Genomic DNA, 13,976 nt, shown 5'->3' on the forward strand with positions numbered 1-13,976 from the left:
CCTATCATTTCTGAGAAAGATAGTGCCTGCGAATCGTTTTTATAGTTAATAATATATTTCTTCCTTATAGCATATCAAACAACGACAATTGATTTTCATCCGGTAAATCTTTCAAGACACCATTGTCTGTCATATATTCGATCAATGTTTTGGAAACTTTTCCTCGGTTGGCCAAATCTTCTTTGGACAAGAACGGACCATCTTTACGCGCTTCACAGATTTGTTTGGCTACGTTTAGACCCAAACTTGGTACAGCTCGAAATGGTGCGATCAGCTTGTTGCCATCGATCACAAAATTCTCAGCATCCGATTTATACAAATCGATCATGCCAAATTCATAGCCTCTTTCCAACATTTCATTGGCCAATTCTAAAACAGTCAGCAAGTTTTTTTCTTTTGTCGATGCATCCATGCCTTTGTCATTGATTTCTTGCATCCGCTCTTTTACCGCTTCTTTGCCTTTTGACATGGCGATCAAATCAAAGTCGTCCGCACGAACAGAGAAATAGGCACAGTAATACAGAATTGGGAAATATACTTTGAAGTAAGCGACCCGCAATGCCATCAATACATAGGCTGCCGCATGGGCTTTTGGGAACATATACTTGATCTTAGAACAAGAATCGATATACCATTCAGGAACATTATTTTCCCGCATCGCTTGCAGATACGTATCTCGCAAATCATCCGGGATCTTGTTCCATTGTCCTTTACGAACCGTCTCCATGATTTTGAAAGCCATACCGTCATCTAATCCTGCATGGATCAGATAGACCATGATGTCATCCCGACAACCAATGACTTCTGCCAAGTTGGCATCACCGCGCCGAATCAGTTCCTCGGCATTTCCCAGCCAAACATCCGTTCCGTGGGAAAGTCCTGAAATCTGCAACAACTCTGCGAAGGTGGACGGATGGGTCTGTTCCAACATCCCCCGTACGAAACGGGTCCCAAATTCAGGAATCCCTAAGGTACCAGTTTTAGAATAAATTTGCTCTTCTGTTACACCTAAAACATCCGTTCCGCCAAAAATACGCATAACTTCTGGATCATCGGTAGGGATCGTTTTTGGATCAATTCCAGATAAGTCCTGTAACATCCGAATCACTGTCGGATCATCATGTCCTAAAATATCCAGTTTCAAAATGTTGTCATGGATCGAGTGGAAATCAAAGTGTGTCGTCTTCCATTCAGAATTCATATCATCGGCTGGGTATTGAATCGGTGTGAAATCATAGACATCCATATAATCGGGGATTACAATGATCCCCCCTGGATGCTGTCCGGTGGTACGCTTCACTCCGGTAGCTCCTTTGGCCAACCGGTCCACTTCTGCTGCACGATAATGAAGATTGTGATCCCGCTCAAACCCTTTTACAAAACCGAATGCGGTTTTGTCTGCTACCGTACCGATCGTTCCTGCACGGTAAACATAATCTTCTCCGAAAAGAACCTTCGTATAATTGTGCGCTTCGGGCTGGTATTCCCCAGAGAAGTTCAAATCGATATCGGGGACCTTATCTCCATGGAAACCTAAGAACGTTTCAAATGGGATATCATGTCCATCTTTATTTAGACGTGTGCCGCATTTAGGACATTTTTTTTCTGGCATATCATAGCCAGAACCATATGACCCGTCCTCATAAAACTCCGAGTACTGACAGTCCGGACAATAATAATGAGGGGCTAATGGATTCACTTCAGTGATCCCCGTCATCGTTGCGACAAAACTGGAACCGACAGATCCCCGTGAGCCCACCAAGTAGCCATCTTCATTGCTCTTGTGTACCAGTTTTTGGGAGATCAGGTAAATCACGGAAAAGCCATTTCCGATAATGGAATCTAATTCTTTTTTCAATCGCTTTTCAACGATCTCAGGCAAAGGATCCCCATATAATTCTTTGGCACGATTGTAACTTAGATCTGTGATTTCTTGTTCGGAACCTGGGATTTTTGGCGTATACAAATCATCCTTGACTGGAATGACCTTTTCACACATATCCGCAATTTTGTTAGGGTTCGTCACGACGATTTCTTTGGCTGTATCTGGTCCTAAAAATTGAAAAGCGGTCAGCATCTCATCTGTCGTCCGAAAGTGAACAGCTGGGAGACTATGGCGATTCAGAGGATTGGCTCCCCCCATTGAATTGATCAAAATCTTACGATAGATCGCATCTTCTTCATTCAAATAATGAACATTCCCTGTAGCTACCACCACTTTGCCTAATTCGTTCCCAATCTCGATCAGATTGCGAATAATGTCTTCTAGGTCTGATTCATTCTTAACAAGTTCGGTTTCAATCAAATGAGCGTATACTTCTTTGGGCATGACTTCAATATAATCGTAGAACTCTGATAATTTACGGGCAGCATCCACCCCTTTTTGCATCATTGCGACAAAGACTTCTCCCTTGTCACAGGCGGTTCCTACAAGTAATCCTTCCCGCAGCTTCACCAATTCCGAGCGAGGAATTCTCGGGACTTTGTCATGGAAATATTTCACGTTCGACATCGAGATCAATTTAAATAAATTTTTTAATCCGGCTTGCGTCTTCGCCAAGATCGTCGCATGGAATGGTCGCGCCGCTTTGAAAGAGTTCTCTCCTCCCACATGGCGGTTCAAGTCTTCATGCAGCAGCATGTCATGCTTTTCCATCGCTTCTTTGACAAAGATCCAAGCTAAATGGCCCGTGGCTTCCGCATCATAGATTGCTCGGTGATGTTGTTCTAAGCTGACGCCGAATTTTTTAGATAAGACGCCTAGACCAAAACGTTTAAACTCAGGATATAAGTAACGTGCCAGTTCCAATGTATCAATAACTGGATTTTCGGCTTCTGGAATCCCATATTTTCGATAACTCGTATTTAAAAAGCCCATATCGAAAGAAGCATTGTGGGCAACCAAGATTGCTCCTTCAGAAAACTCTCTAAAGAGTCGCAATACTTCTTCTTCTGATTTAGAACCGCGAACCATTTCATCGGTGATCCCTGTAAGCTCTACGGTGGTGCGAGACAATGGGTGTCCTGGATCAATGAATTCATCAAATGAGCCTTCCACATTGCCTTTATGCATGCGGACAGCCGCTAATTCGATGATTGTATCATAAACAGCAGATAGCCCCGTCGTTTCCACGTCAAACACAATATACGTTGCATCCGTCAAAGGAACTGGTTTAGGATTATAGGCTACTGCAACGCCATCATCAACGATATTGGCTTCAACCCCATATAAAATCTTAACACCAGCTTTTTCACCCGCATGATGGGCATCTGGGAAAGCTTGCGCGCCACCATGGTCCGTAATAGCGATCGCCTTATGTCCCCATTTTCCAGCTTGTGCGACTAAATCACTGATATTATTCGTGGCATCCATCGTACTCATATTTGAATGAAGATGGAGTTCCACCCGTTTTTCTCCTTCAGGTGCATAGTCTTTCCGAATCTCGTGTTTTACCTCAATCAAGTCTTGAGCATTCATAACAAGATCTCGCATAAAGGTATCTTCCTGCACGCTTCCGCGAACTTTTACCCAGCTGCCTTTGGCGATTGCCTCAAAGATTTGTTCATCTTTTTCATTGTTGGAGAATTTTTTGACACTGAAAGATGACGTATAATCCGTAATTTTCAGAATCAAGATCTTCCGCTTTGAACGTAATTCCCGAACTTCTTTATCAAAGACATAACCTTGGATCGTCACACGGCGTTCTTCTTCAATGATGTTAATCATTGGGGTAACGGGTTCATCGGCTGGAATATTCCTTCCCAATGCAATCGGACCGTCAAATTCAACAGCTTTCACTTCTTTTTTCCGCTGTTCATGGGCGATCAAGTTCTCAGCAGCCTGTAATTGGAAAGCAGCAGTCTGTTCTTCTTTACGAGCTTCCAATTCTTTTAAAGCTTCTTCTGCTTGTTCGGCATCCATTTCAGGAATGATACGAAATTTTTGAAAACCAAATGTTTGATAGTTTTCTTCAATGATTGGTAAATATTGTTGCTGCAAAATCGCGATTACCGCTTCATTGGTAACAGGCAGGATCACTTTTTTCTCATTCACTACCGGTAGCTGATTCTTAATGACTTGCTGTACTAGCGGACGATCACAGTTTTGATTTGCGAGTGCCAATGGCCAGTACTCTTGGATCAGTTGTTGATCGAAGGCATTATCCTTGGCTTCAATGATCATTCGCACCGCAGCGATTTCCTTAAAGGCCAGTTCCAAATGTTGTTTGAACGATTGATAGACCATAACGGGTAGCAATGCATCAAACTGCAAGTAAAATGTCCAAGCTTTTGACTGGCGATGGACCACGACTTGTTTGATTTGAGCGGTCTGTATCAAAGGATGTTGGCGTAAATTAGGACCAGCATTGATTTGCTCTAATAAGATCTCAAAGGTCTCTCTTTCTTTTGACAATTGACCATCCTCCTTTTTCTCAGTATTAATTAGTATACCTCTTTTTCTTTTGTCTTTCATTAAAAAATCGAGAAAGGGCTCCCCCTTCCTCGATTTTTGTCACGGATTATTCAGATGCAGTCAACAAGATCGTTAATGTCGTAGCCACTTCCTCTTTACGAACTTCAACGGTTGCATTTGTGTGTTTGATTTTTATTTCGACAATCCCTTCTGTCGCTTTGTTGCCGATAGTCAATCGAATCGGACAGCCTATCAAATCCGCATCCGCAAATTTGACACCAGCACGTTCGTTCCGATCATCTACTAAAACTTCATAACCGACAGCAAGCATCGCTTGCTCTACTTCCTCGCACAAAGCAGTTTGATACGAGTCTTCCATGGTGGTTTGAATAATATGGATATCATAGGGTGCAATCTCTTTCGGCCAATCGATTCCCTCTTCATTGCCGTGCTGTTCAACGATTGTTGATAGAAGACGAGATACACCGATGCCATAACACCCCATCATGACTGGCGTCTCCTGACCGTTCTCATCGACAACTGTCGCACCAAGTCTTTCACTGTATTTGGTTCCTAGCTTGAAAATGTGGCCAACTTCGATTCCTCGTGTGAAAGTTAGGACCCCTTTGCCATCTGGAGAAGGATCACCTTCTTGCACCAATCGAAAATCAGCAAATGCCAATGGGGAAAAATCTCGCCCTACATTTGCGTTTTGATAGTAATGGCCCGGTTGATTCCCAAAGACGATCACATTTGCTAAATCTTGTACATGCTGATCAGCATATAAGCGGACATTTTCCGACAGCGCAATTGGACTGATTGCTTCAGTTTGCAGATGGCAACGTAATTCTTCTGGTGTAGCTATTTTCAATTGATCGGCTTCTAGAAAATTTTTGACTTTTGCTTCGTTCAATTGATGATCGCCACGAAGAAGAACCATGACCGGTTCTCCATCAGCAAACAAAAGAAAGGACTGAACGATCTTAGTCAAGTCACTCTCACAAGCTGCAGCTACTTCTTCCAGAGAATAAGATGGATCAACCTGCAACTCTGCGCGCTCAAGAAAGGTTTCGTGAGATTTCTTTGATACATACAAACTTGTGGCCATTTTCCAATTCGCCACGTAGTCGCTTTCCGTTGAGTAGCAAATCAGTTCTTCTCCAATCTGCGACAGCGCCATGAATTCTTTTGAATCATGGCCTCCCATCAGACCGTTATCACCAATCACTGCGCGATACTCCAGCCCACAACGCTGCAAAATTGCGTGATAGGCTGCTTCATACCGGCGATAAGTCCTATCTAAACTTGACGCATCGGCATGAAATGAGTAGCCGTCTTGCATGATGAATTCGCGACTGCGAATCAAACCGAAGCGCGGACGTTGTTCGTCTCGGTATTTTGACTGAATCTGATACAAACTGATCGGCAGACGTTTGTAGGAAGAGATCTCACTTTTGATCAATTCCGTAAAAGGCTCTTCATGGGTTGGCCCCAACACATACTCCCGCTCGTTTCGATCCGTTAACTGATACAGTGAGCGTCCATAAAGCCCATCTCGCCCAGTACTTTGCCATAGTTCCAAGGGCAATAAAACTGGCATCGTCATTTCTACTGCATCAATTTTAGCTAATTCTTCCCGCATCAATTTTTTGATTTTCTCCAACACCCGCTGGGCTAAAGGCAAATACATGTAGATGCCTGCTGCCACCTGCCGAATATAACCGGCTCTAACTAAAAGTTGATGACTCAATGTTTCCGCATCACTTGGTATTTCCCGCAATGTCGGAATAAACAGTTTCGACTGCTTCATTTTTTTCTCCTTTGCTGCAAACACTTTGCTATACCATACACCCTGCTTGGCCCATATCAGTTGCTCCTCTAATCAAAAGAAAAAGCGCTGAATATCATTCCAAGTCACTAACACCATCAGCAACATCAAAAAACCAAACCCAATTAACGTGATGATTCCTTCTTTTTCTTGACTGATCGGTTTACCTCGGACACCTTCAAGAATGTTCAAAACGAGTTTGCCGCCATCCAACCCTGGAATAGGCAACAAATTGAAGATTCCTAAGTTGATGGAGATCGCCGCCATCATCATGACGACAGAGGCTACCCCTTGTGAGGCTGCTTGTGAGGACAATTGAAAAATGGCCACCGGACCGCCTAATTTGTCCAGATCTGGTTGTACGATCAAATTACCGACAGCTCGGAAAATCAGTAAAGCATTGTTGAAGGTCAATTTCAAGCCACCTAATAGCTTGTCCCCAAGACTTGTTTTCAAGCCAGGACTGATTCCCATAAATCCTACTTTTTCTCCTTCAGAAGATTTCCCTTCTGGCGTTGCTTCAATCGTTAATGTATCACTTCCCCGCTTCACTTCAAGGGGGATCTTCGTGTCAGGATAATTTTGGATCTCACTGCTCAATTCCTGCCAGTTGGATACTGTCTTGCCATTGACTGCTAAGATCTCATCGCCATCTTTCAAGCCTGCCTCAGCGGCTGGTGAACCACTTTGGATACCAGAGATGCTGGTCGTATTCACATCTTGTACACCACCCTGTGCAAACACTAACCCTGTGAATAAAACAAAAGCTAAGATGAAGTTATTCATCGGTCCAGCAAAATTGGTCAACATTCGCTGCCAAAGTTTCGCTGACTGAAATTGAACATCTTTCGGTGCAATCCTTACTTCAACACCGTCTTCATGAATAATGGTTGCATCATGATCGACCGCATAAGCAACTTTTTCTTGTTCATTTCCATTGATGTACCCTGCAATCGTTAACTTTTCTTCGAGATCAAAGTCTACCACTTCCATCGGAATCGCATGAGGCAACTGCACCTTTTTGCTAGTATTGATCTTGATGACTTTTCCATCCTTGTCTTGCACAAGTGAAATCGGCATACCTGGCGTCAGCTCTGTCTCATCTTCACCCCAGCCTGCCATTTGAACATAGCCACCTAATGGCAACATTCGAATCGTGTAAGTCGTTCCATCTTTTCCTTGGTGGGCAAAAAGCTTTGGACCCATTCCAATGGCAAATTCCCGAACTAAAATCCCTGCACGTTTGGCAAAGAAGTAGTGTCCAAATTCGTGGATTACGACCACAACAGAAAATATGATAATAAACACAAGAATCGTTTTCATTCTGTTTCCTCGCTTTCACTGTTCCCTCTTGCTAAAGGGGAAACCTTTCTTTATTTTATCACACCCACACCTAATGAGGAACTTCCGGCGTTATTGTAACAAGAATTTAAAGAACCAAACTCTAACACGCATAAAAAGACTGTGGCTCTTTCTCACAACACATTTCTTAACAGGAAGAGTGTTCTTTTTTCCTTATCCTCGCATTCTTCACAGTGGTCCGTCAAAAAAGCCTCAACCGCCAAATAGTCGAGAACTAAAAAACCTCTAAATGTTCAGTCCCGTGAAAACAGGCTTCATTTAGAGGTTGAAATAAGGTTAAAATGAGGTTAAAAATTGTCTTCTTTCTGCGGAGCTGATCAAACAAATTAATGACCTAGCATTTATCTAGTCAAGCAAGTGATTATTGCTCGTTTATCTAGGCTAACTAAATGATTGCTTTAGAAAACACCTAATAAGTACATGATCGGAAAAACAAACAGCATACTGTCAAAACGATCAAGAATCCCGCCGTGACCAGGCAAAATATTGCCTGAATCTTTTACTCCATAGTGCCGCTTGATAGCTGATTCGACAAGGTCACCAAACTGACCAGCAATCGAAAAAATAATCGTCAATACGATCATGATCAGACTTCCATGGCCAAAGTAATCGTTGCCTGGGAATGCCAACAAATAAAGAGCTGCCACAACGACTGCCGACACAATTCCGCCCAATGCCCCTTCAATGGTCTTGTTCGGTGAGATCTCCGGCCATAGCTTATGTGCGCCGAATCGGCGGCCAACCATATAAGCACCAATATCTGTCGCCCAAACAATAAACAAGCCAAAAATCAGCACAACTAATCCGTTTGGTACTAATCTAGCCGTCAAGAAACGTTCAAAGCCGACACCCACATACAAACTGACTAAAACGGGGAAACCTGCCTCATCAATGGTGTACATATTTTTGGAAACGACAGCGATCCCTAGCAACAACAAGACAATCAGATAAAACAAGGCACTTTTATCTGTATTTGCTGGTAAGAAAGCAAACCAAGGATCTTTAGGTAAGACTAAGATCACAGCCCCAAGAATCGATAAAACCCCTTCAAAACTGAGAACCGCTAGTCCTTTCATTCGAAATAATTCAAACACACCAATTCCGGCAAGTAAAGCTGCCGTCAACTCGATGGCTATTCCACCGACATAAATAACTGGTAAAAAAAATGCTAATGCCACCACTGCGGTGATCACACGTTGTTTCACTTTTTGTCCTCCTTCTTGTTCAACCCGCCAAAACGCCGATTTCGCTGTTGAAAACTGCCGATGGCAGCTTCTAACAATTGGGCATCAAAGTCAGGCCACAATGCTTTAGTGAAAAAGAGCTCGCTATAAGCAATTTGCCAAAGAAGAAAATTACTGATCCGTTCTTCACCACTCGTTCGAATCACCAATTCAGGATCGCGAAGTGCAGCAGGCAAGAAACCAGTCATGAGATGCTGATCCATCATTTCTTCGGTGATTTCCACCGTCTCCTGTGTGTGGTCTAGTTCTTCATACAGCTTTTGGATCGCCTGCAGCATTTCAGCACGACTGCCATAGTTCAAAGCGAAATTCAGGACCATTCCTGTATTCTCCTTGGTCTGTTCGATGGCACGATTGACAGCATCTTGAGTGTGAGCAGGCAAATATTCGGTAAAGCCCATCACATGGACCTTCACATTTTCTTTGATCAACTCTGGTACAAACGTGTCAAAAAAATCAACTGGTAATTGCATCAAGTAATCGACTTCTTCATTTGGTCGTTTCCAATTTTCCGTTGAGAATGCGTACAATGTCAAGACTTTGACTCCAAGCCGCGAGGCATGGGTCGTGATCGTCTTCACTGTCTCCATCCCTTCTTTGTGCCCTGCCACTCGCGGTAAACGCCGATTCTGTGCCCAGCGGCCATTTCCGTCCATAATGATCGCGATATGCTGAGGCACAGGTAATGCCGGATCAAGTTCGTATTCAGTTTCTTCCTTAACATATTTGTCTTTTTGTGGAAAAAAACGCAACATATGATTCGCTCCTCTTCCATTTCGTAAAATTCATCTTTTTCATTATAACAATAATCATATTTCTTGCCTATGAAAAGTAAAAAAAGAAATCTATATTAAAGAAAAACAAAAACATTTTCTCTTTGTTAGGAATAAAAAAAGGGCGCTTGTGCGCCCCTGTTTCTTATACTTCTAATAATTCTTGTTCTTTTTCAGCTGCGATCTGATCGATTTCTTTGATACTGTTGTCTGTCAATGTTTGAACTTCTTTTTCTGATTCTCTCAAATCATCGACCGTGATATCGCCAGATTTTTCTTGCTTCTTGTAAGCATCCATCGCATCACGACGGATATTACGGACAGCAATTTTCGCGTTCTCCGCTTCTTTTTTCACATCTTTTGCCAATTCTTTCCGGCGCTCTTCCGTCAATTGCGGAATAACTAAACGGATTACTGTACCATCATTAGCAGGTGTGATACCGATATCGCTTTGCATGATCGCTTTTTCGACTTCTTGGATCATTGTTTTGTCGAAAGGCGTAATCATCAAAATACGCGCTTCAGGAATCGTGATTGATGCCATTTGATTTAGCGGTGTTGGAACACCATAGTAGGTTACCATCACACGGTCTAAAATACTTGCGTTCGCACGGCCAGCACGAATTTGTCCTAACTCGCGCTGCAAGTTTTCTGCTGCTTTTTTCATTTTATCTTTTGCTTCTGTTAAAATTTTGTCAGCCATTCTATTTCCCCCTTACTGTCGTTCCAATATGTTCTCCTAAGATTGCACGGCGAATATTTCCTTGTTCATTTAAGTTAAAGACAACTAACGGAATATCATTATCCATGCTTAATGAGCTTGCAGTGGAATCCATGACTTGCAATCCTTTCGAAATCACTTCTAGATGAGTAAGTTCTTCAAACTTCACTGCACTTTGATCGATTTTTGGATCTGCTGAGTAGACACCATCGACGTTATTTTTTGCCATCAAGATCACATCTGCATTGATTTCAGCCGCTCTTAAGGCAGCCGTCGTATCTGTTGAGAAATAAGGATTCCCTGTGCCGCCAGCAAAGATCACTACACGCCCTTTTTCTAGATGACGTTCTGCCCGACGGCGAATATAAGGTTCTGCGATTTGGCGCATTTCGATTGATGTTTGGACGCGAGTCGGTACGCCAGCGTTCTCAAGAGTGTCTTGCAACGCCAATGCATTCATGACAGTTGCCAACATTCCCATATAGTCTGCTTGCGCTCGTTCCATGCCCATTTGTGCACCGATCTGACCACGCCAAATGTTACCGCCACCTACTACGATCGCCATTTCAACACCAAGTTCATGGACTTCTTTGATCTCTTTGACGATTTCTTGGATCGTTGGCGGTTTGATACCAAATCCTTCATCCCCTGCCAATGCTTCGCCGCTCAATTTTAACACAACACGTTGATATTTTGGTTTACCCATGATGATTCCTCCGTACATTCTCCAATACTATTGTAGCATATTGGCGCCATTCTGTTTGAATTTGTGCAATTTTTTTGAAAATCGGTTTTTGCTTAAAAAAAGGGAGCGCACTTCCATGCGTTCCCATCTGTTCGAGGAACAGAATTATTTTTTGACTTGGCTCATAACTTCTTCTACAAAGTTATCTTCGCGTTTTTCGATACCTTCGCCGACTTCAAAACGAACAAATGATTTCACTGTTGCGCCTTTTGAAGCAACAAATTTTTCAACAGTCATGTCAGGATCTTTAACGAATGGTTGGTCAACCAAAGCGATTTCTGCTTTGAATTTTTTCAAACGGCCTTCAACCATTTTTTCAACGATATTGGCTGGTTTGCCTTCGTTCAATGCTTGTTCAGTTAAAACTTGTTTTTCGTGATCCAATTCTTCTTGTGAGATTTGAGATTCATTCACATAGCGAGGATTGATTGCAGCAACGTGCATAGCGACATCTTTTGCAACTGATTCGTCTGTTGTTCCTTCAAGAACAGTCAAGACAGCGATACGTCCGCCCATGTGCAAGTAGCCACCGAAAGCAGAGTTATCATCTTTTTCAACAACTTCAAAACGACGGAAGCTGATTTTTTCACCGATAACTTGAGTTGCTTCGATCAATGCTGCTTCCATTTTACCTTTTGATGTTTCCAACTGCAAAGCAGCTTCCATGTCAGCAGGTTTGTTTGCAGCGATTACTTCTGCGATTTCTTTAACTAAATCTTGGAACATTTCGTTTTTAGAAACGAAGTCTGTTTCAGAGTTTACTTCAACGATTGCAGCAGCATTTCCGTTGATAGCAACAGATGCCAATCCTTCAGCAGCAATACGATCATTTTTCTTTGCAGCTTTAGCCATTCCTTTTTCACGTAATAGATCAACGGCTTTTTCGATATCTCCTTCGACTTCAACTAAGGCACGTTTTGCATCCATCATACCTACACCAGTCATGTCGCGCAATTCTTTTACTAATTTAGCTGTTACTTCTGCCATTTTTTGTTTTCCTCCTAAATGTCATTTAACAAGCCTGAACTTGCCTTTTAAAAAAGCTGTTTCAAAGGAGAGTGAGGCTTGGCGCCTAGCCTTTGAAACAGCTCCATCATTTCTTATTCAGCTGATACATTGTCGCCTTCGACAACATCAACGATTTCTTCGATTGAAGTAGCATTTTCTGTTGATTCAGCAGAAAAATCTTCTTCAACTACTTGGTCTTCGCCTTGGTTGCCTTCGATAAATGCATCTGCCATTTTAGCAGTGATCAATTTAACGGCACGAATCGCATCATCGTTTGATGGGATAACTACGTCGATCTCATCTGGATCACAGTTTGTATCAACCATCGCTACGATTGGGATATTTAATTTACGTGCTTCTTGGATCGCAATGCGTTCTTTGCGTGGGTCAACAACGTACATTACATCTGGAATTCTTGGCATATCAGCGATACCGCCTAAGAATTTTTCAAGACGTTCGCGTTCTTTGTTCAAACCAACAACTTCTTTTTTAGGAAGGACATCAAATGTGCCATCTTCTTCCATTTTGTTGATTTGTTTCAAGCGAGCAACACGTTTTTGGATGGTTTCCCAGTTCGTCAATGTTCCACCTAACCAACGATGGTTTACGTAGTATTGACCTGAACGGATTGCTTCTTCTTTGATTGCTTCTTGGGCTTGTTTTTTTGTTCCTACGAACAAAGCAACTCCGCCTTCTTCAGCAACGTTTTTCATGTAGTCGTATGCTGCATCTACTAACTTAACAGTTTTTTGTAAGTCGATGATGTAGATACCGTTTCTTTCTGTGAAGATATATTTCTTCATTTTTGGGTTCCAGCGACGTGTTTGGTGTCCAAAGTGTACGCCGGCTTCTAGCAATTGTTTCATTGAGATTACTGCCATGATGTGTTTCCTCCAATTTGGTTTTTGATTTCCTCTCTTGCTCTTTAGCTCTTCGAAGAACTGATTATCAGCACCGCTTCGCAGATGGAACAAGATGTGGATTTGCGGAGTCAAAAAACTCACGCCTTAAACAGTATACAGTAGCTACTACAGAATTGCAACTGCTTTTCCTCATAAACCTAGCTATTTGCTTTCACATTTTTTTCTTACAAACAACGGCTGTTCAGTCTGACTAAAGCCTAGGTTTTTAATCCTTTTTCTGCTATGATAATGCTGAAGAATTCAATTAAAGGAGTCTATTTATGCGTAAATCCGACCGGCATTTATTGATCAAACAGATTATTGCAGAACATAGTGTGGGAACTCAAGAAGAACTGCTGCAGTTGCTCGAAGCACAAGGAGTAACCGCTACGCAGGCAACGATCTCCCGCGATATCCGTGATCTAAAAATCGTCAAACAGCCTGATGAGACTGGACAAACAAAATTTGTTCTCTTTCAAGGAATGAATACTCAAGAAAATGAAAAAGCGGAAGAACAACGGCTGATCCATATGCTGGAAGATGTCGTCACCAAAGTGGATCGTGTTCAATTTATGACGCTGATCAATACGATCCCTGACAATGCACCTTTATTAGCAGCGGCTTTAGATGAAGTTTCGATGCCTGAGAAAGTTTGTTCTCTCGCCGGCTTTGATACAGTAGCCGTTATTTCCCGTACAAATGAAGATGCCATCAAGCTGACTGAATATATCAAGTCCCATGCCATTCTCTAAAGAATCGAAAAAAAGATACCAACGGCAAGCATTTGGGCTGCCGTTGGTATCTTTCTTATTTATTGACTTTAGTCAGTTTCGTTCGCGTAGCGTACGAAACAAAAAAACCGCGCGTTTCTACGCGTGGACGAAATAGCTTTAGCGATAAAAAACTCCTTTCGATATACTAATAGTGGCTACCAACCGCATATCAGATCGAAAGGAGTTTTTTATGTCTAACGACGTAT

General features: G+C 42.4%; 10 protein-coding genes. 1 reads left to right on the forward strand and 9 read right to left on the reverse strand.

Annotated features, from left to right (window positions below; translation table 11 throughout):
• Window positions 1–64: 64 nt before the first annotated feature.
• From EG2_RS10215 to rpsB, 9 genes are all read right to left on the reverse strand, one after another.
• A complete protein-coding gene (locus tag EG2_RS10215) occupies window positions 65–4,414 on the reverse strand; it encodes a PolC-type DNA polymerase III (protein ID WP_060814672.1) in 4,350 nt (1,449 codons plus the stop codon).
• A gap of 106 nt (window positions 4,415–4,520) precedes the next feature.
• Window positions 4,521–6,224: a proline--tRNA ligase gene (locus tag EG2_RS10220; protein ID WP_060814673.1), complete on the reverse strand. Its 1,704-nt coding sequence runs from the start codon at window positions 6,222–6,224 to the stop codon at window positions 4,521–4,523.
• A gap of 72 nt (window positions 6,225–6,296) precedes the next feature.
• Window positions 6,297–7,565, reverse strand: a complete 1,269-nt coding sequence (gene rseP, locus EG2_RS10225; protein WP_060814674.1) for an RIP metalloprotease RseP — start codon at window positions 7,563–7,565, stop codon at window positions 6,297–6,299.
• A gap of 437 nt (window positions 7,566–8,002) precedes the next feature.
• Window positions 8,003–8,809 carry a phosphatidate cytidylyltransferase gene (locus tag EG2_RS10230; RefSeq protein WP_060814675.1) on the reverse strand — a complete coding sequence of 269 codons (807 nt, stop codon included), beginning with the start codon at window positions 8,807–8,809 and terminating at the stop codon, window positions 8,003–8,005.
• On the reverse strand, window positions 8,806–9,603 hold the full coding sequence (locus EG2_RS10235; protein WP_003126871.1) for an isoprenyl transferase: 798 nt from the start codon (window positions 9,601–9,603) through the stop codon (window positions 8,806–8,808). Before EG2_RS10235 ends, EG2_RS10230 begins: the two co-directional genes overlap by 4 nt.
• A 163-nt stretch (window positions 9,604–9,766) precedes the next feature.
• Window positions 9,767–10,324, reverse strand: coding sequence for a ribosome recycling factor (gene frr, locus EG2_RS10240; RefSeq protein WP_003126870.1), 558 nt, complete (start codon window positions 10,322–10,324; stop codon window positions 9,767–9,769).
• A 1-nt stretch (window position 10,325) separates the two neighbouring features.
• On the reverse strand, window positions 10,326–11,048 hold the full coding sequence (gene pyrH / locus EG2_RS10245; protein ID WP_003126869.1) for a UMP kinase: 723 nt from the start codon (window positions 11,046–11,048) through the stop codon (window positions 10,326–10,328).
• A gap of 144 nt (window positions 11,049–11,192) precedes the next feature.
• Window positions 11,193–12,074 (reverse strand): translation elongation factor Ts, encoded by an 882-nt coding sequence (gene tsf / locus EG2_RS10250; RefSeq protein WP_005472197.1) that lies wholly within the window; start codon window positions 12,072–12,074, stop codon window positions 11,193–11,195.
• A 113-nt stretch (window positions 12,075–12,187) separates the two neighbouring features.
• Complete coding sequence (rpsB, locus tag EG2_RS10255) at window positions 12,188–12,976, reverse strand: 30S ribosomal protein S2 (RefSeq protein WP_003126867.1); 789 nt, start codon at window positions 12,974–12,976, stop codon at window positions 12,188–12,190.
• A gap of 302 nt (window positions 12,977–13,278) precedes the next feature.
• Between rpsB and EG2_RS10260 the strand changes: the two genes are divergently transcribed.
• Complete coding sequence (locus EG2_RS10260) at window positions 13,279–13,749, forward strand: arginine repressor (RefSeq protein WP_003126866.1); 471 nt, start codon at window positions 13,279–13,281, stop codon at window positions 13,747–13,749.
• Window positions 13,750–13,976 lie beyond the last annotated feature (227 nt).

Origin of the sequence: Enterococcus gallinarum NBRC 100675 (assembly GCF_001544275.1) — a bacterium.
GTDB lineage: Bacteria > Bacillota > Bacilli > Lactobacillales > Enterococcaceae > Enterococcus_D > Enterococcus_D gallinarum.

Coding starts and splice junctions, on each gene's coding strand:
- EG2_RS10220 (WP_060814673.1), bottom strand. CDS start 6,224: ATGAAGCAGTCGAAACTGTTTATTCCGACATTGCGGGAAATACCAAGT.
- rseP (WP_060814674.1), bottom strand. CDS start 7,565: ATGAAAACGATTCTTGTGTTTATTATCATATTTTCTGTTGTGGTCGTA.
- EG2_RS10235 (WP_003126871.1), bottom strand. CDS start 9,603: ATGTTGCGTTTTTTTCCACAAAAAGACAAATATGTTAAGGAAGAAACT.
- frr (WP_003126870.1), bottom strand. CDS start 10,324: ATGGCTGACAAAATTTTAACAGAAGCAAAAGATAAAATGAAAAAAGCA.
- pyrH (WP_003126869.1), bottom strand. CDS start 11,048: ATGGGTAAACCAAAATATCAACGTGTTGTGTTAAAATTGAGCGGCGAA.
- tsf (WP_005472197.1), bottom strand. CDS start 12,074: ATGGCAGAAGTAACAGCTAAATTAGTAAAAGAATTGCGCGACATGACT.
- rpsB (WP_003126867.1), bottom strand. CDS start 12,976: ATGGCAGTAATCTCAATGAAACAATTGCTAGAAGCCGGCGTACACTTT.
- EG2_RS10260 (WP_003126866.1), top strand. CDS start 13,279: ATGCGTAAATCCGACCGGCATTTATTGATCAAACAGATTATTGCAGAA.